General features: G+C 36.3%; 15 protein-coding genes and 5 tRNA genes. 16 read left to right on the top strand and 4 right to left on the bottom strand.

Annotation, left to right across the window (positions count from 1 at the left end; all coding sequences use genetic code 11):
• Window positions 1–487 precede the first annotated feature (487 nt).
• Window positions 488–3,199, top strand: a complete 2,712-nt coding sequence (locus LF887_RS23515) for a Plug and carboxypeptidase regulatory-like domain-containing protein (protein ID WP_236856661.1) — start codon at window positions 488–490, stop codon at window positions 3,197–3,199.
• Window positions 3,200–3,250: 51 nt separating this feature from the next.
• Here LF887_RS23515 and LF887_RS23510 read toward each other — a convergent pair whose 3' ends face one another.
• Window positions 3,251–3,748 carry a DinB family protein gene (locus tag LF887_RS23510; protein WP_236856660.1) on the bottom strand — a complete coding sequence of 166 codons (498 nt, stop codon included), beginning with the start codon at window positions 3,746–3,748 and terminating at the stop codon, window positions 3,251–3,253.
• A 185-nt stretch (window positions 3,749–3,933) separates the two neighbouring features.
• Here LF887_RS23510 and LF887_RS23505 point away from each other — a divergent pair, with 185 nt between their 5' ends.
• The 8 genes from LF887_RS23505 (at window position 3,934) to LF887_RS23470 (ending at window position 13,243) form a co-directional block, all read left to right on the top strand.
• The gene (locus LF887_RS23505) at window positions 3,934–4,839 is read left to right on the top strand and encodes a GLPGLI family protein (protein WP_236856659.1); all 906 of its coding nucleotides are present in this window, start codon (window positions 3,934–3,936) and stop codon (window positions 4,837–4,839) included.
• A 133-nt stretch (window positions 4,840–4,972) separates the two neighbouring features.
• Entirely contained in the window at window positions 4,973–5,227 is a 255-nt protein-coding gene (locus LF887_RS23500; protein ID WP_262912498.1) for a ferrous iron transport protein A, read from the top strand.
• Entirely contained in the window at window positions 5,227–7,260 is a 2,034-nt protein-coding gene (feoB, locus tag LF887_RS23495) for a ferrous iron transport protein B (RefSeq protein WP_236856658.1), read from the top strand. The genes LF887_RS23500 and feoB overlap by 1 nt, the downstream gene beginning before the upstream one ends.
• 218 nt (window positions 7,261–7,478) lie before the next feature.
• Window positions 7,479–8,495, top strand: a complete 1,017-nt coding sequence (locus LF887_RS23490; RefSeq protein WP_236856657.1) for a DUF4421 family protein — start codon at window positions 7,479–7,481, stop codon at window positions 8,493–8,495.
• A 70-nt stretch (window positions 8,496–8,565) separates the two neighbouring features.
• On the top strand, window positions 8,566–9,948 hold the full coding sequence (glmM, locus tag LF887_RS23485; protein ID WP_236856656.1) for a phosphoglucosamine mutase: 1,383 nt from the start codon (window positions 8,566–8,568) through the stop codon (window positions 9,946–9,948).
• A 50-nt stretch (window positions 9,949–9,998) separates the two neighbouring features.
• On the top strand, window positions 9,999–10,580 hold the full coding sequence (locus tag LF887_RS23480; RefSeq protein WP_236856655.1) for a Crp/Fnr family transcriptional regulator: 582 nt from the start codon (window positions 9,999–10,001) through the stop codon (window positions 10,578–10,580).
• Window positions 10,581–10,681: 101 nt separating this feature from the next.
• Window positions 10,682–11,653 carry a zinc-binding alcohol dehydrogenase family protein gene (locus tag LF887_RS23475; RefSeq protein ID WP_236856654.1) on the top strand — a complete coding sequence of 324 codons (972 nt, stop codon included), beginning with the start codon at window positions 10,682–10,684 and terminating at the stop codon, window positions 11,651–11,653.
• Between the two features lie 207 nt (window positions 11,654–11,860).
• Window positions 11,861–13,243 (top strand): tetratricopeptide repeat protein, encoded by a 1,383-nt coding sequence (locus LF887_RS23470; RefSeq protein ID WP_236856653.1) that lies wholly within the window; start codon window positions 11,861–11,863, stop codon window positions 13,241–13,243.
• Window positions 13,244–13,302: 59 nt separating this feature from the next.
• Here LF887_RS23470 and LF887_RS23465 read toward each other — a convergent pair whose 3' ends face one another.
• From LF887_RS23465 to LF887_RS23455, 3 genes are read right to left on the bottom strand one after another with little or no spacing between them, the layout of a single operon-like run.
• Complete coding sequence (locus LF887_RS23465) at window positions 13,303–14,181, bottom strand: DMT family transporter (protein ID WP_236856652.1); 879 nt, start codon at window positions 14,179–14,181, stop codon at window positions 13,303–13,305.
• Window positions 14,168–14,821 (bottom strand): leucyl/phenylalanyl-tRNA--protein transferase, encoded by a 654-nt coding sequence (aat, locus tag LF887_RS23460; protein WP_236856651.1) that lies wholly within the window; start codon window positions 14,819–14,821, stop codon window positions 14,168–14,170. The genes LF887_RS23465 and aat overlap by 14 nt, the downstream gene beginning before the upstream one ends.
• A gap of 60 nt (window positions 14,822–14,881) precedes the next feature.
• A complete protein-coding gene (locus LF887_RS23455) occupies window positions 14,882–15,259 on the bottom strand; it encodes a DUF3127 domain-containing protein (protein WP_236856650.1) in 378 nt (125 codons plus the stop codon).
• A 179-nt stretch (window positions 15,260–15,438) separates the two neighbouring features.
• Between LF887_RS23455 and LF887_RS23450 the strand changes: the two genes are divergently transcribed.
• From LF887_RS23450 to LF887_RS23420, 7 genes are all read left to right on the top strand, one after another.
• A tRNA-Leu gene (locus tag LF887_RS23450) sits at window positions 15,439–15,520 on the top strand.
• A 4-nt stretch (window positions 15,521–15,524) separates the two neighbouring features.
• Window positions 15,525–15,600 (top strand) — tRNA-Gly (locus tag LF887_RS23445).
• Window positions 15,601–15,605: 5 nt separating this feature from the next.
• A tRNA-Leu gene (locus tag LF887_RS23440) sits at window positions 15,606–15,687 on the top strand.
• A 120-nt stretch (window positions 15,688–15,807) separates the two neighbouring features.
• Window positions 15,808–15,889 (top strand) — tRNA-Leu (locus LF887_RS23435).
• An 83-nt stretch (window positions 15,890–15,972) separates the two neighbouring features.
• Window positions 15,973–16,054 (top strand) — tRNA-Leu (locus tag LF887_RS23430).
• Window positions 16,055–16,180: 126 nt separating this feature from the next.
• On the top strand, window positions 16,181–16,885 hold the full coding sequence (locus LF887_RS23425) for a hypothetical protein (protein ID WP_236856649.1): 705 nt from the start codon (window positions 16,181–16,183) through the stop codon (window positions 16,883–16,885).
• A 224-nt stretch (window positions 16,886–17,109) separates the two neighbouring features.
• Window positions 17,110–17,442 (top strand): hypothetical protein, encoded by a 333-nt coding sequence (locus tag LF887_RS23420; protein ID WP_236856648.1) that lies wholly within the window; start codon window positions 17,110–17,112, stop codon window positions 17,440–17,442.
• The last annotated feature ends 55 nt before the right edge of the window (window positions 17,443–17,497 follow it).

Genomic DNA, 17,497 nt, shown 5'->3' with positions numbered 1-17,497 from the left:
AAATATACCTGTAGGACAGTTAATAGTTATTGCAGCTGGAATAATTGAAATAACCATAAATATTATATTTCTATTAAATAGATAAAATCACTTGGAAGTTGATAAAATTTGAAAATGAGAATCAATGAGCTGTTTTAGTTCTTCATGTAGGGATATATGTTTATATGTAAATTTTAATATTAAGACTTGAGAATTTTGATTCGTTTTGCTACTATAATATTAATTTTTGTAAATAGAACAAAAATGATAAAAATGAGCTTATTGACCAATTTTATTTTTATGTGGTAATTCAAAATTTATTTTAATAATTCTTACTTATGAATTGCTAATAAGCGATTCATTCTAATAAATTGAGTAAAATTTTCGACATATGAAAAATATAACTATTTTCGTAGTGATATAGATTTAACTTTTTGTAATAAAAGAGATCTTTAAAAGAAGTGTAACGAATTATCATAAAGACTAACTAATTGAGCAAATAATAAGTATGAAAAAAAATATTTCTTTATTTCTGATGCTTTTTTTTACTGTGCTTACTTTCGCACAGAAGACGGTTTCAGGAAAGATCACTGACGACGACGGGGTAGCAGTACCAAGTGCCAGTGTTACAATTGAAGAGCCCGGTAAAGATGCCATACTTGCCTATGCAATTACCAATTCTAAAGGAGAGTACAAAGTAACTTTTACTTCCGGAGAGAGTAATGTAGATCTTAAGGTAAAAGCATTCAATCAGAAACCCCTTACCAAACAAATCAGCAATAGTGACCAGACTCTGAATTTTAAAATGCAGTCTGAAGCTACAGAAATTAAAGAAGTACAGTTAAAAACAAAGATGATCACCGCAAGAGGAGATACCATCTCTTATGATCTTAAGGCATTCAACAGTAAAAACGACAGGACACTGGCAGATGTGATGAAAAAGATTCCGGGTATTGAAGTGAACAATGACGGAACAATTCTTTATCAGGGAAATGCAATTAATAAATTCTACGTCAACGGAAAAGACCTTATGGAAGGAGGATATGGTACCATAAATAATTCTCTTCCCAAAGATGCCGTCCAAAAAGTAGAGGTTCTTGAAAACCACCAGCCCGTAAAAATACTTCAGGACAAGGTTCCTTCTGATCAGGCAGCTATTAATATCAAGCTTAAAAACTCTGTTACCATGACAGGTAGGGGAGAAGTAGGAACCGGTTTCGGAGATCCATGGCTTTGGAATGTTAAGCTTACCCCTATGTTTTTTGGACAGAAAAGTCAGTGGGTGGTCAACTACAAAACCAATAATATGGGCGAGCAGGTAGAAAATGAAGGAAATATTCTTGCCTTTGGAAGTTCATGGGAAGGAAGAAGAATCAATGCCGGTCAAAATAACTGGCTGAGTGTAGAAAATGCAAGTACTCCTGATCTTCCTGTCAAGAGATATTTAATGAATAATGTTCATTATTTATCAGCCAATTATTTAGTTAATATCGATAAGAAGAAGGAGTGGGAATTAAAAGCGAGTGCCAACTATACCAATAATGCAGTAAGCAGGGAAAGTTATAAACAAACGGATTATTTTGCAACACCTGATACGCCTGCTTCTACTGTCATTCAGAATGTTTTGAATAACTTTTATACAGATAAAGCAAAAGGAGAATTGATCTTTACAAAGAATGCTAAAAAAGGGTTCTTTAAAAATACCACCAGTTTCTCTCAATTCTGGAATGCAGACAGGGCGTTGGCAGACAGAACGAGTACATCGTCAAATACATCTAGCAGACATGGAGAGGAGGCTGTAGAATCCCCTACTTCATCGTTCCAGAACTCGTTGAGTACAATAATTCCGTGGAAAGAAAAAATGGTGAATGTTAAATCATTTATCAATTATCAGAATGATAAACAGACTTTAGATGTTACGCCTGCTTCTTATCTGGAAATTCCGGGTTTTATGCCAGGATTTAAAGCAGAAACTGTAAGACAGAAGTTCGGACTTAAAACTTTTGAAGCTAATCATTCTGCCAATATTGGCTTTTCTGCTAAAGGATGGACATTTACCCCGGAAGTAGGTTTTAATTATAAGACAACCACTCTTAATTCTGCGTTGATTAATCTGCAGGCCGGAAAGTATTTTGGATATGGGGATGCTTATTACAATGATCTCACCTATTCTATAGCTTCACCTTATGGAAGTGTAGGAGTGAACTATAAAAGCGAATCGTGGATGTTATTTGCTAATCTTCCTGTAAATTCCAATAATATTAAGGCAGATGATCCTTTGAGAAACGTTGACAAATCGGTGAATAAAGTTACTTTTGAACCGAATGCTTTTGTACAGTACTCATTTGCTTCATTTTGGAAAGCTTCCGCGAATGGGAACATAAGCAATAATTTTGGTGATGTGAATACGGCATATGCAGGTTACCTTATGCAGTCTCCAAATGGAATCAATGTGATGAGCCCAGATAATCCCATTCCACAGAGTAACACAAAATCTACGGGAGTCAGGCTTGAATATAGAAATCCACTTAATAATTTGTTTTTTAACGTTAATTATCGCTTCAGTGACATCAAAAGAAACCTAATGTCCAACCCTACAAGGAATTCTTCCGGGTTTATGATCGGAAGCTATATAGAACAGGACAACCATGCTGTAAGCAATGTATACAGTGCAGAAGTAGGAAAATATTTCCCAAAATTTAAAACAAATGCTTCAGTAAGCTATAGTAATAATACTTCAAGATCAGATGCTTATCAGAATGATGGAGCCTATGAAGGAGAAAATAATGCCCAGTCTTATGGGTTTAAGCTGAATAATACTTATTTCAGCTGGATGAGTATTGATTATAATGCAAGTATTTCACTTACCAAACAAACCAATACCAGTTTGCTTCCTGAGCTTAATGGTAAAAGCAAAAGAAACGGATATACCCACAACCTTGCAGCCTATTTCTATCCGATAGAGAACCACACAATAGGTTTTAACTGGGATCAGGTGAACAGCAGTAATATAAACCAAAGCTATAATAATGCATTCTATGATATTTCATATCAGTTTTCATGGGCAAAGAAAAAAGTCGATTTTGAAATAAAATGGATGAATATTGCCAACAGAAAAGTTTTTGAAACGTATGATGTGAGCGCTACAGCCAATACATACACCAAAATTCAGCTCCGCCCCAGCCAGGTAATGTTTACCGTAAAATTCAACTTTAAATAAAATAAAAACCAATCCCTCGGGATTGGTTTTTTGTTGAGATATAATGATGTATTAAAAACTTTGCTGATCAGCAGAAGGACCGTAACTTCCCGGTAAAGGAATATTGTTCAGTCTGTAATATACTCCAAGCTGAGCTCTGTGGTGGGTAATTTGATTTAAAGCATGTCTGATCGCTCCGTATTTACTCCAGCTGGCCAGTGCGTGCCCATCATTTTTAATCGTCCAGCTTGGGTTCAGCTCATCTTCTGTAGCCTTTTCTAAAGCAGCTTTACCGGCCTGATAACTGTCATCCAGTTTTTTAATCAGATCCTCCCTTGTTGAAAGAACTGTAGGTTTGTAGCCTCCTGTGGCAAAATCCAGTTCCGAGGTATTCAAAATGGTATTGGGCCATTCAAAAACTTCTACAAGATGGGTGGCAAGCGGCATCATTTTCATGCTCTTTTCATGAGGGGCGTAATCATTTTTCCCTTCAGGGTAAAGATCAATAAATTTTTTTGTGGTTTGGAATTCTCCCTCCAGTTCGGATTTTAATTGAGATAAGGTATCCATAATATTTTGTTTTTAAAAGCCTAAAGATAAGTGTTTTAGATTCAAAAATATTTTAACAGAATCATAATTTTTTGCATGGCAAATCATAATTTTAAAACTGATGAAAAAAACTACAAAAAATAAAAATTAAAAAATATTGTAACAAAATAACAAATATGATTACTTATTAGGTAAACTTTGATACAATGAAAAAGCTATTCTCAGTATTTCTTATCGCTCTTTTTGCATTTGCAGGAGCTCAGGAATCCAAAGAAACTGCAAACCGTTTCTTTTATGAATTGACTTTCAAGCCGAAGAAAGATTCGGCAAAGCTGGATAAGGTAGTGACCATTTTAGATATAACAGATAAGAACAGATCAATTTATCAGGATTATACAGTGATCGCTCAGGATTCTATTATGAAGATTGAAATGGAGGCAATTAAGAAATCAGGGATGATGAAAGACTTTTCAAAATCTCTTAAAACCCCGAAAATTTCAGCAAGGATATACAAGTCATACCCAAGTATGAAAGTACAATATGTGGATAAGATAGCTAACGGATTTACTCCAACAAATATTGGTTATAGTGAAGAATTAAAATTCAACTGGAATATCTTAGCTGATAAACAAAAAATAGGAGAATATAACGCACAAAAGGCAACAACTGATTTTGGAGGAAGAACTTGGACTGCTTGGTTTAGTACAGATATTCCATTTCAGGACGGACCTTATAAGTTTTATGGGCTTCCCGGTTTAATTGTAAAAATTGAAGATGCTGATAAAAATTACTCTTGGGTATTGCAGGGAAATAAAAAAGTGAAAGATTATACGGAATTCTCTTACATTGAAAATTTAATGCATGCTTCAGGAGGAAAAGTAAATGAGTTAACAAGAGAAAAATTTGAGAAAACTTTTAGTGACTTTAAAAAAGATCCGTTTTCTTCTGTAAGACCTATGATGACACAGGAAATGATGTCTAAAACCATCCCTGGAATGGATGGAACGGTAGGAGATATGATGAAAAAGCAGGAAAAGCAGTATAAGGATTTTTACAATGCTAACGACAATCCAATAGAAAAAGAACAAGCTTCTGATAAGAAGAAAAAATAAGCATTCATATCAACTAAATTATATTTTGAATCAACCCAGATACAGCAATGTGTTTGGGTTGATTTCTTTTATACCGAAACGTTATTTAGATTAAATTTAAATAGCGTATATTTGCATCACTAAAAATTAGGCTTTGGAAGTGAAAGGATTACATAAATTAAGTGGATTCCCTAAAAATAAAATGGGGAAGATATTGGGATATGATAATGACCATCTGAAAATGCCCAATAAAATCATTGAAATGGGACTTCTCCCGGAGACCATTTTCAGGATTTTGTACCAGGCTCCTTTCAATGGACCGATGTATGTAGAATTTGGAGCAGAGAAAAGCCGGATTGCTCTTCGTGAGGAAGAAGGAGATTATATCATTGTTGAAGAATTGAATTAATGCAGGAAAACAAGAAAAAACAGATACTTTTAGTCGGAAATCCCAATGTAGGAAAATCTACCGTTTTCAATACGCTTTGCAACAAAAAGCAGAAAACAGGAAACTATGCAGGTGTTACCGTAGCAAGCCATTCAGGGAAATATGTGTATGAAAATGAGGAAGTTGAAGTAGTTGATCTTCCTGGTTCTTACAGTGTGTATCCAAGTTCTGAAGATGAAGCTATTTTTTCAAAATATCTGATTGATGAGCAGAAAAACTATGCAGGAGTTGTTTATATTCTTGAAGCATTAAGCTTAAAAAGAGGACTTTTGCTTTTTCAGCAGATTCAGGATCTAGGTATTCCGATGATGCTGATTGTCAATCAGATTGACCAGGCAGAAAGAAGAGGGGTAACCATAGATGTCAAGAAATTTTCTGAAGCCCTGGGCATTAAAATTATTCAGACCAACGCCAAAGAGCAGATTGGTATTGATGAGGTAAGAGAAGCCGTTTATAACAATGAGTTTTTAAAAGCAGATAAAATCTCTTTCGAAACGCCAAGCGAACATAAAGATTTCATTCAGAAACTGGCATCACACAAAGGTTTTGATAATGAATATAAAGCCTGGATGAGCCTTTCACTGGGCACAGATCTCGGAAGAATAGGATCCGTAGTAGAACAGATTAATGCTTCTGAGACTAAAAGCCTGGTTCCTAAAAGACTGCAGGTTCAGGAAACTGTTAGAAGATATCAATATGTAGATAAAATCTTAGAAGATGTAATCTCTAAAAAAGCACAGTTTAAAGAATTACTGACAGAAAAACTGGATAAAGTTTTAGTTCATAAATTCTGGGGTTATGTAGTTTTCCTTATAATTCTATTGGTTATTTTCCAGAGTGTATTCTTTCTGGCAGAATATCCGATGAACTGGATTGAAAGCTTCTTTTCATGGTTGGCTGCTTTTACAGGAGAGCACCTTCCGGCAGGGCCTGTTAATTCCCTGATCTCGAACGGTATCGTTCCGGGAATCGGAGGAATTGTGGTATTTGCACCACAGATAGGAATTCTTTTATATTTCCTTTATCTGTTAGAAGATTCAGGATATATGGCAAGAGTAGTGTTCCTCATGGATAGATTACTCCGTCCCTTTGGGCTTAACGGTAAAAGTATTGTTCCCCTTGTATCGGGAACTGCATGCGCTATTCCCGCGGTAATTTCCACTAGAAATATTGAAAACGTTAAAGAAAGATTGCTGACTATTCTCGTAACACCATTTATGACGTGTTCAGCAAGACTTCCGGTATACAGTATTGTTATCGGTCTGATAATTTCTGAAGGATCATTTTTGGGAATAAAGTACAAAGCTCTGGTCCTGATGGCAATGTATCTTCTCGGCTTTTTAGTCGCATTATTATCAGCTGCAATTCTTAAAGGATTTATTAAAAATCAAGGGAAAACCTATCTGGTAATGGACCTTCCTGCCTATAAAAAACCACTTTTCGGATATGACTTTAAAATGGTTTTGGGTAAAGTATGGGACTTCATCACCGGTGCTGGTAAGATCATTTTCATTGTAAGTATCATTATCTGGTTCCTTAGCTATTTTGGGCCCAAGCAAAAAGCAGATGAGCTGGTAGCGGCAGACGTTCACCTTGATCACTCTTATCTGGCAAAAATGGGTAAAGGAATAGAGCCTGTTATCGCTCCTTTGGGTTACGACTGGAAAATGGGGGTAGGAATCCTTACCAGCTTCGTAGCAAGAGAGGTTTTTGTGGGAACAATGTCTACTTTATACAGTCTGGAAGATGACGCTCCGGAGGTAAAGGTAATTGATAAAATGAGAAGAGATGTAAAACCGAATGGAGAAAAAGTATTCAGCTTTGCTACAGGAATTTCCGTTCTTCTGTTTTACGCATTTGCAATGCAGTGTGTTTCTACACTTGCAGTAGTCTACAGAGAGACCAAAAGCTGGAAATGGACCGGCTTTCAGGTAGTCATGATGACAGGTTTGGCATATTTTGTGTCGATGATAGCATATCAGATTTTAAAGTAATGGACTCATCATTAATTTTTCAGTATGTACTTATTTTCATAATTGTAGCATTTGCCTGCTACTCTTTATTTAAAGTACTTAGAAAGAATTTTGCACCGAAAAAATTCAGCTCCAAAAGAACAAACTGCGATAAAGACTGCGGCTGCTCTTAAATAGGGATATCAATGGATAATTGAAAAAAATGTAGTATTTTCATTTTTTAATTTAAAATATCCGGGTTGAGTATTCCAAAAGCGATATTCGTTTTATTATTTTTATCATTTGCCTTCCTTACGAAAGCACAAAGCGATACTGCCAATATTAAATCTTATGCGGAGCAGGTTATGATCCGTGTCAATCTCGATACCAATATTGAAAGCTATACCTTTTCAGAAGGAGAATATAAAGATGCAGAGAAAACAGTCTTCTCAATCAATAACAAGGTTAAAACATCCCTTTCAGTCGATTATAAAATTATAAGTGCTACGCTATCATTTGCCCCTAAGTTTTTACAGGGAAATGACAGCGGGGCTTTGAAAGGCAGCAGTTCTTATACAGACTTCAGCTTCAGGCTTTTTCCAAAAAGATTTATCCAGACTTTTTATTACAAAAATGTACGTGGATTTTATCTTGAAAATATGAAAGACCTTTTTCCTCAATGGCAGGAAGGAAGAGACCCTTACCTTCAGTTTCCTGATCTGCGGGTGCAGAGTTTCGGAGGATCTACATCCTATATTCTTAATAAAAATTTTTCAGCAAAAAGCATTTATACCCAGGGAGAATGGCAGAAAAACAGCAGTGGAAGCTGGGTCCCGTTTCTGGATTATGATCTTACGATTTTCAGAAATAAAACCGAAGGAATAAAAAGTAAAGAATTTCAATATAAAATTGGGGGTAACATCGGATACTTCTACAATTGGGTACTTGGTAAAAATATTAATATTTCACCTTTTCTGGCATTGGGACTCGGAGGGAAATTCTCCAGCTACCGTAATATTGAGAATGGAGGTGTAAAGGAAAATGCCCAATATCTAACCATAAGAATGGAAGGAGGGCTTCACATCGGTTACAACACCGATCGTTTTTTATTCGGTGGGAAAATGAATTTTAGTGCTTATGCTTACGATCAGAAAAATAACCAAACAGTAGAAAACAGTAACCTCTACGGGCTCTTATACATAGGCTATCGTTTTGCTCCTCCGAAAGTTGTAAAAAACACCTACGATAAAATCCAAAAAAAAATCCCGGTTCTATAAGTTGAAAGGTCTTTTAAGTATCTTTGCGTTGGAAAATTTAGACAGAAAATAATAAAATAATAAAAACATAATGTCGTTAATAAAATCTATTTCAGGGATTCGCGGAACCATAGGCGGAAAAGTAAATGATAACCTTACCCCACTTGATGTGGTGAAATTCGCTTCCGCATTCGGGACCTGGCTTCAGAATAATAAAAATAAAAAAGATCTGACTCTTATTATCGGTAGAGATGCGAGAATATCAGGTCAGATGGTCTCTTCTCTGGTTACAGCAACATTACAGGGGTTGGGTATAAATGTGATTGATTTAGGTCTTTCTACAACACCTACAGTGGAGATAATGGTTCCTGAGCTTAATGCAGACGGAGGAATTATCCTTACGGCTTCTCACAATCCAAAACAATGGAATGCCCTTAAACTATTAAATGAAAAAGGAGAATTCATCACCGGTGAAAACGGAGCCGATGTATTGGCGCTGGCAGAAAGTGAAGACTTCAACTATGCAGAAGTAGATAATCTAGGGAAATATGAAACCAGAGATGATGCATTTGATATTCACATCCAGCAGATTCTTGACCTTCCAATGGTAGATGTGGAAGCTATTAAAGCAAAAAAATTCAAAGTAGTACTGGATGCAGTAAACTCTACAGGAGGGATTGCAATTCCAATGCTTTTAGATAAACTGGGATGTGAAACCATCAAGCTGTATTGTGATCCAACAGGTCACTTTCCACATAACCCGGAACCTTTGAAAGAACATTTGGGGGACATCTGTGAATTGGTAAAAAAAGAAAAAGCAGATTTAGGAGTTGTAGTAGATCCGGATGTAGACAGACTTGCTTTAATCGATGAAAAAGGCGAAATGTTTGGTGAAGAATATACATTAGTAGCCGTTGCTGATTACCTGTTGAAACATAAAAACGGTGCGGCAATCTCCAACCTTTCTTCCAGCCGTGCTCTGAGAGATGTAGCACATACCCATAATTCAGAATACTTTGCCAGTGCAGTAGGAGAAGTGAATGTAGTGACTCTGATGAAGGAGAAAAATGCTGTGATTGGTGGAGAAGGAAACGGAGGAATCATTTATCCGGAGCTGCATTATGGAAGAGACTCTTTAGTAGGAGTAGCCTTATTTTTAACGCATCTGGCAAAAGAAAATAAGACCGTTTCAGAATTAAGAGCAGGATATCCAAGCTATTTCATGGGTAAAAAGAAAATAGAACTTACCCCGGAAATAGATGTAGATGCTATTTTAGGAAAAATGGAAAAGGAATATCAGAATGAAGAAGTTTCTACCGTAGACGGAGTGAAAATAGACTTTGAAAACAATTGGGTCCACCTAAGAAAATCCAATACAGAACCTATCATCAGAATTTATACAGAAGCTAAATCTCAGGAAGAAGCAGATAAATTAGGAGATGATATCATTGCCAAAATTAAAAGTTTAATCTAAATAAATAAAAAGAACGGAACTCCTTTTGTTCCGTTCTTTTTTATACTGAAATGTTTGAGCATATTAAAAACAGATTCCCTTTTCCGAAAGAAAAATGGAGGAAGTTCCTAGGCTGCTTTGAGCGGATGGAGGTTCCTGCCAAAACCCTGCTTTTAAAAGAAGGAGAAGTTTCATATCATGCTTACTACATTAAAAAAGGAATTGTAAGAGCCTGGTATAACAACGACGGAAAGGATGTAACCTTTCAGTTTTTTCTTGAAAACACAATGTTCTCATCGCTGGAAAGCTTTAAAAAAGGATTGCCAAGCATGGTTTCTTTCGAAACAATAGAGCCTTGTATCTTGTATAAAATAAATAAACCTGATGTAGAAGCATTTCTGGAAGATGTTTATGAAAATAAAGACCTTCGAACGCTGTTTATGGATGCCCTTTTTGAAAGGATATTCGATTACATGAAACACTTCTTTTCATTCATAAAAGATACTCCTCAGCAGCGCTATATTAATCTGGCTCAGCAAAAACCTGAGATCATTAAAAGGGTTCCCCAGCATTATATTGCATCATATCTGGGCGTTACAACCGTCCATCTCAGCAGGATAAAAAGCAAAATCCTGAAAGAAACATCCCTCTGAAAATTCAATTCTCGATACATTTTATCAATTATTTTAAACTGATAACAAATGTTATTGCTCCGGAAAATGCCCTGCAATAATTTTGTGTAAAATTTAAAACAATGAAAGCAGCAGTCGTATTTGAAAAAGGTGCTATCCCTCAATATGCAGATTTTCCGGAGCCGGAACTAACAAAAGAAAACGAAGTCCTGGTTCATGTAAAAGCAGCTTCTATTAAAAATCTTGACAGAGCAAGGGCGGGAGGAAACCATTATTCTACAGGCCACGAAGAACATAAGCCCACTGTTATCGGCTCGGATGGGGTAGGCCACCTCGACAACGGTGACAGTGTTTATTTCTTCAGTAAGAAAGGAACAGTAGCAGAAAAAGCAGTAGCAGATAAAAAAATGATGGTTGAGATCCCTCAAGGACTTGATTTTTCTATAGCAGCAGCATTACCCAATGCAGTAATGGGATCTGCAATGGCATTAAAATTCAGAGCAGGGATACAGCCCGGAAATACAGTACTTATTAACGGAGCAACAGGAATTACAGGCAAGATAGCAGTTCAGATAGCCAGAATTTATGGCGCTCAAAAAATAATTGTTACCGGAAGAAATGAAGAATCCCTGAAGTCTCTCCTTGCATTGGGAGCAGATGAAATAATTTCCCTCCAGCTGAATGATGATGACTTTAAAAAAGCAATTAAAAAAAGTCATTCTGAAACACCCGTTGATATCATTCTGGACTATCTATGGGGGCATTCTGTGGAGATGATCCTGGCTGCCTTCAAAGGAGACGGAACATTTTCCCATAAAACAAAGCTGATTACAATAGGAGGAATGAGCGGTGATACCATTCAGCTTTCTTCCCAAATTCTTAGAGGTACCGATATTCAGATCTCAGGATCTGGCCTGGGAAGCTGGACAAGAGAGGAGTCTGCCCTTTTATTTTCGGAAATTATTCCGGAAATGTTTCAGGCAGCTGCGGATGGGAAAATTAAAATAGAAACAAAAGAGGTTGATATCAAAGAGATCGAATCAGCATGGAACGCTGAGATACCAGGCGGAAAAAGGCTGGTGGTAAGAATTTAACCACAATTTTCATTTTTTTATCCACAATCCTTTTACTGGTTTTCTTTTTTTACTATTTTTATAATAGAAATTTATGAAATGGTAAATTCAAAAAAAAGTTGCAACTTTGCATAAATATTTGAATATCAGTTTCAGATGTATTATTAATTAAAAGTTTGCCGAGGTTTGTAAGCTAATTCAGACATCGGGCCGACAAAGACGACACTATTGGAAGAGTATTTTGGAAATGAACTTGTAAAAAAGTTCGAGGAAATGATGGAAAACAATGACGAATTCTACTTCGATACCGAAGAACTGGAAGATATCATTGTTTATTATTTGGAGCTTGGAGATTTTAATTACGCCGATAGGGCTGTTAATTATGGATTGAAGCTTCATCCCAATTCATTGGATATCAAGATCAAAAAACTTGAAATTCTTTTGGAGTGGGAAGAATATAATACTGCGAAAAGCCTTATCAATGAGCTGAAAGGTTCCTCTATGGAAAATACAGACTTTTTGGTTTGCTACGCCAAGTATTATTCGAGTTTAGGAAATCCTAGAAAATCCATTGAGATCTGCAAAAAAGCTTTAACATTAGAGGAGGAAGAAAACTTCCTTCACAACTTTATTGCAGATGAATATGTGAATCTCGGGGATCCTTTTAACGCTCTTAAACATTACAGAAAAGCACTGAAGGAAGATCCAACGGATGAATACTCGCTGGAAAACTGTATGGTGTGTTTCAGTGACCTGAATAAGAGTGAGGAGGCTATTGCCTTTCTAAATGAATATTTAGATGAATTCTCGTATTCTGAAACCGCATGGTTTGAGTATGGACAATTCTATTTCAACAGGAAAAATTATGATGAAGCAATAAAAGGCTATGATTATCTGTTGGCAATCAACTCCAGCTCTGTTGGAGTATATGCTAATAAAGCGGCCTGTTATGAAGCTTTAGGACAATATCAGAAAGCCATTGAGACTTATGAGGAAATGCTTGAGCTGGAATATACGAAGGCATTTACTTTCTATAAGATCGGCTTATGTAATAAAGCCTTAAAACAGCCAATTTTAGCTTTAAACTCATTCCAGAAATCACTGAGAGAAGATCCTCAGTTTTATCTTGCAATGATGGAGCAGTCTTATCTGTACGAAGAAATGGGCGGAATGTCTGAAGCATTGCATTATGCTAAAGAAGCTACCCAGCTGAATGAAAGTAATCTTGACTATCAGAAAAGATTGGCTTTCCTATTCATTGATTCAGGAAAATTTGAAGAAAGTCTTTCCTGTCTTAAAATATTGGTTGATGCAGAACCTACAAGATTCTACAACTGGTATGCTTATTCAGAAGTGTTGATGCTGGTAGGTGAATATGAAGATGCAGTAACAGTATTGAATAGCGCAATAAAAAATCATTATAGAGCAGAACTGTTTTATCAGCTGAGTAATTGCTATTTTAACCTGAAAGAACAGGATAAAGGAATAGAATCTCTTCAGAAAGCTTTGGAGCTGGATCCGTCTTTGGTTAAAGATATGCAGAAAAAATATCCATTCATTAAAGATGAGGTGAAAAAAGTGAAAGCCAGTAAGGTGAAGAAAAAGAGCTAGATTAATCTAAAATAAATAAAAACCTGCAGAGATGCAGGTTTTTTTAATATAACGTGCTTTTATTTCTTTGGATTTGTTCGTAAAAATATCAATCCGGCAATGATAATTCCTGCCCCTATAAACTGAAGATAGGTCAGCTTTTCACCGTCAATAATTCCCCAGATAATTGCTACAATAGGCATCACCAAAGTGACGGTTGAAGCAAAAAGGGGAGTGGAAACCTTCAGCAGACGATAATTCATCATCATAGCCAGGCCTGTCCCGAAAATAGATAGCAGACTGACAAACATTAGTCCAGTCATATTATCTTTTGAAAAGCTGAATTCAGAAAAAAATCCAGTACTTGTCAAGGCCAGAAGAGAGGGTAAAAATAAAATAAAAGAGAAAACAAAAGCAGATAAAACAGAGGAGGAAACTGTCATCAATTTTGATTTTACAGTCGTTGTACTTAGTGCATAGCATAACGTTGCCAATAGTAAAAGTAAAATAGGAATCAATTTGAATTCTCCGCTGTCACTACCGCCGAATGCAAGAATACATACTCCGGCAAAGCTTATTATCGTTCCTGTAATTTGTTTTTTTGTAGTTTCGAATTTCCAGACTAATGCTCCTACAATAATGACAAAAATAGGCATCATAGAATTGATAATCCCCGCAATACTGCTGCTTATCTCAGTTTCAGCAATTGGAAAAAGAAACATAGGGATAAAATTTCCCGTAAAAGCAGCCAGAATAAGCCATTTCAAATGCTTTTTCGGAAACAGTTTGTAGTTGGAAATGGCAATAGGAAGTAAAATAATCCCGGCAATAAGAACCCTTAAAGATCCTACCTGAAACGGATTAAAATGTTCCAGTGATTTCTTGATTAAAATAAATGAGGAGCCCCAAATAATACTCAGGACCGCCAGAAGAACCCACTTTTCTTTATCTGCGTTCATTATTTTCGTGTAAGATTTTTAGAAATTCTTTTTTAGAAATCATTTTCGCTCCTAAGCTTTCAAGATGATCAGTATGAGACTGGCAATCAATTAATTCAATATTATTTTTATTACGTTCTACAAATTGAATGAAACCTGCTTTTGAGGCATTACTTACCTTTGCAAACATACTTTCGCCACAGAAGACATTTCCAATTTGAAGTCCATAAAAACCACCCACCAATTCACCATTCTGCCATACTTCAATACTTTTGGCTAAACCATATTGATGCAGCTTGATAAAAGAATTCATCAGTTCATCAGAAAGCCAGGTTCCTGTCTGCCCCTTTCTGTTTGCCTGCTGGCAGTTTTTGATTACTTCCCTGAAATTCTGATTCTCGGAGAAAGTAAATACATCTTTGTTTAATATCTTTCTCATAGATTTTGAAACCTTTATCTCTTCAGGATACAGAACAAATCTCGGATCCGGGCACCACCACAGAATTTCTTCATCAGGATTATACCAGGGGAAAATCCCTAATTGATAGGCGAACCAGATGCGCTCTACGGACAGATCACCACCAAAGGCAATCAATCCCTCGTGACCATCATAAAGCTCAGGGTCGGGGAATGAAATCTCGTTTTCGTCTAGTCGGACCATTTTTTAGAAAAAAAATCCTACTTTAAAAAGCAGGATTTATATTTGATCTTTATTCTTTAATTAAAAAGGTAAATCATCATCGTCATCTCCGGCAAACGGATTCTCATTAGAAGCTGGAGAAGCTGAATGCTGAGGCATAGCCTGAGTAGGCTCTGATGAAATATCAGAAACTTTCTCTACTCTCCAACCTGTAATAGAGTTGAAGTATTTGGTTTCACCTTGAGGAGAAACCCATTCTCTTCCTCTGATGTTGATTCCAACCTTTACATTCTCTCCTTCTTTAAGGTTATCTAATAAATTGATTTTATCAGATAAAAATTCTATGTTTATCGGCTGTGGATACTGTTCCTGGGTCAAAATAACCATTTCTCTTTTTTGAAACCCGCTCGCAAATGTTTGAGCATCAAAAAGTTTCTTTACCGTTCCTTGTAATTCCATATCGTAAATATTAACGATGTAAAAATAAGAAAATGAAATGTAATAAAAGGTGCCGTGAAAAAAAAATGTAGAAATTTTAATTTTTTTTCTGGAAAAGTTTGGAGATAAAGGAAAATGTCCTATATTTGCACTCACAAAAACGAAGCAAGCTCTTTAAAACTTACAATATAAAAAAACCAGCGGATGTGGTGTAATTGGTAGCCATGCCAGACTTAGGATCTGGTGCCGTGAGGCGTGGGGGTTCGAGTCCCTTCATCCGCACTATGCGAAAATAGCTCAGCTGGTAGAGCACAACCTTGCCAAGGTTGGGGTCGCGGGTTCGAATCCCGTTTTTCGCTCCACACCTGCCCTGGTGGTGGAACTGGTAGACACGCAGGACTTAAAATCCTGTACCTTTGGGTGTGCGGGTTCAAGTCCCGCCTGGGGTACAAAGCCTTCTGTACAGCTTACGGAGGGCTTTTTGTTTTAATAGAGGCTGTTATTTAAATAAAAAGTCTTATATTTGTAAGAAATAGAGTTGTATTTGCAAAAGCAAATCAGCAAAGTTAGCGGATGTGGTGTAATTGGTAGCCATGCCAGACTTAGGATCTGGTGCCGTGAGGCGTGGGGGTTCGAGTCCCTTCATCCGCACTAAGCGAAAAAAGAATATCTTGTCGGGATATCTTTTATAAGATTGGTACTTCGGTTCGAATCTTTTTTTTCGCCATACACCCGCCCTGGTGGTGGAACTGGTAGACACGCAGGACTTAAAATCCTGTACCTTTGGGTGTGCGGGTTCAAGTCCCGCCTGGGGTACAAAGCCCTCTGTAATTTGATTACGGAGGGCTTTTTTTGTGATATCGATTTAATTTTACAATTTAATGAAGTAAAAGATGTGACTTGACAGGTCTTTTGGTAAATTTGTCTTTATAAAACAAAACCATGAAACTATTCAACCTCATTTTAGTAGTCAGTGCGATTACAGCTTCCAATCATTTATTCTCTCAGGAATCGAGCCAAATAAAAGCCCATGATATTATAGAAAAAGCTATTCAGGCTACTGGCGGGAAAAAGCTTTTGAACAGTATAAAAACTCTTTATTCTAAGTCCGAGACAGTGATGGACGGGAGAAATGTGAATTGGATCACCAAGGAAATGGCACCCAATAAAGGCAGTTTTGAAATTGAATACCAGGGAAGAATTGTTTATAAATCCTGGTTTGACGGGAAAACGGGGTATGAATTGGTAAATGGAGAAAGAAAACTGGCAGATCAGGCAGAGTTTAAGGATAAAGTCAATAGAAAGTACATCATAAATGAATTGGCTTATATAGATCCTGCACTGTATACGATTGAGCTTGTAGAGACTAATACTGAAAAAGCTTATTATAAAATAAAGGCCACTTATGTCGCGGGCAAAGTAACTTACCTTTATTATGATCTAAAAACTTATTTATTAAACAAGGAAGAAACTGTCGAGAACAATAATAAAAGTGCATTTTCAACCATTTTGATGAGCGATTACAAAAAATTCGGCGATCTTTTATATGCTACAAAATCTACATTTGTATCCGAAGACGGAGACCAGATAGCCACTCTTGTAGATTTATATTACAATAAAGAGATTAAGGATAAAGATTTTAAATAATGAAAAATAATAACCTTAAAGGTTGTCTACTGATAGAAAGCCCTGTGTAATTCAATTACACAGGGCTTTTTTTGTTTATAATACCTATTACTGTTGTTATCTATATGCTTAAGGTTTATTGTCTTCCATTTGTCAGTTTTTTTGTCAGTTCTGTCAGGTATAAACAAAATAAATTTACCATGCCATATTAGAACAGATACCGTTTAACAATAAAAAAATAATTTATGAATTTAACCAAAGACGAAGAAATTTTACAGTCTGTTGTAAAAAAAGCCTGGAAAGATCCTGTATTTAAAAACAGTTTAATCCAGAATCCGGTAGCTACTATGGAGAATTTTTTGGGAAGTCCTATTATTCTGCCTGCAGGGAAAAATCTGGCGTTCGTAGATCAAACTGACTCTACTACCATCTTTGTAAATATTCCGGCAGAGCTGGATATGGATGATATGGAATTAGATGAGGAACAGCTGGACGTGATATCTGGAGGAAATGATGGAGACCCACCTATCTACATAAAACCAGTTAACTCTGAGGGCCGCATTTTTGGCGGAAAGTAGATGTAGAAAATTCTATGAATCGTATATAATTCCTGATTTTAAGAATTATATGCGA

Source organism: Chryseobacterium sp. MEBOG06 (assembly GCF_021869765.1).
In the GTDB taxonomy this organism is placed as follows: Bacteria; Bacteroidota; Bacteroidia; order Flavobacteriales; family Weeksellaceae; genus Chryseobacterium.
The sequence above is the reverse complement of the archived record's forward strand: the minus strand, read 5'-3'. Positions and strand labels throughout refer to the sequence as shown.

Coding starts and splice junctions, on each gene's coding strand:
- LF887_RS23425 (WP_236856649.1), top strand. CDS start 16,181: ATGAAACTATTCAACCTCATTTTAGTAGTCAGTGCGATTACAGCTTCC.
- LF887_RS23455 (WP_236856650.1), bottom strand. CDS start 15,259: ATGGAATTACAAGGAACGGTAAAGAAACTTTTTGATGCTCAAACATTT.
- LF887_RS23515 (WP_236856661.1), top strand. CDS start 488: ATGAAAAAAAATATTTCTTTATTTCTGATGCTTTTTTTTACTGTGCTT.
- LF887_RS23505 (WP_236856659.1), top strand. CDS start 3,934: ATGAAAAAGCTATTCTCAGTATTTCTTATCGCTCTTTTTGCATTTGCA.
- LF887_RS23510 (WP_236856660.1), bottom strand. CDS start 3,748: ATGGATACCTTATCTCAATTAAAATCCGAACTGGAGGGAGAATTCCAA.
- aat (WP_236856651.1), bottom strand. CDS start 14,821: ATGGTCCGACTAGACGAAAACGAGATTTCATTCCCCGACCCTGAGCTT.
- glmM (WP_236856656.1), top strand. CDS start 8,566: ATGTCGTTAATAAAATCTATTTCAGGGATTCGCGGAACCATAGGCGGA.
- LF887_RS23420 (WP_236856648.1), top strand. CDS start 17,110: ATGAATTTAACCAAAGACGAAGAAATTTTACAGTCTGTTGTAAAAAAA.
- LF887_RS23480 (WP_236856655.1), top strand. CDS start 9,999: ATGTTTGAGCATATTAAAAACAGATTCCCTTTTCCGAAAGAAAAATGG.
- LF887_RS23465 (WP_236856652.1), bottom strand. CDS start 14,181: ATGAACGCAGATAAAGAAAAGTGGGTTCTTCTGGCGGTCCTGAGTATT.
- LF887_RS23475 (WP_236856654.1), top strand. CDS start 10,682: ATGAAAGCAGCAGTCGTATTTGAAAAAGGTGCTATCCCTCAATATGCA.
- feoB (WP_236856658.1), top strand. CDS start 5,227: ATGCAGGAAAACAAGAAAAAACAGATACTTTTAGTCGGAAATCCCAAT.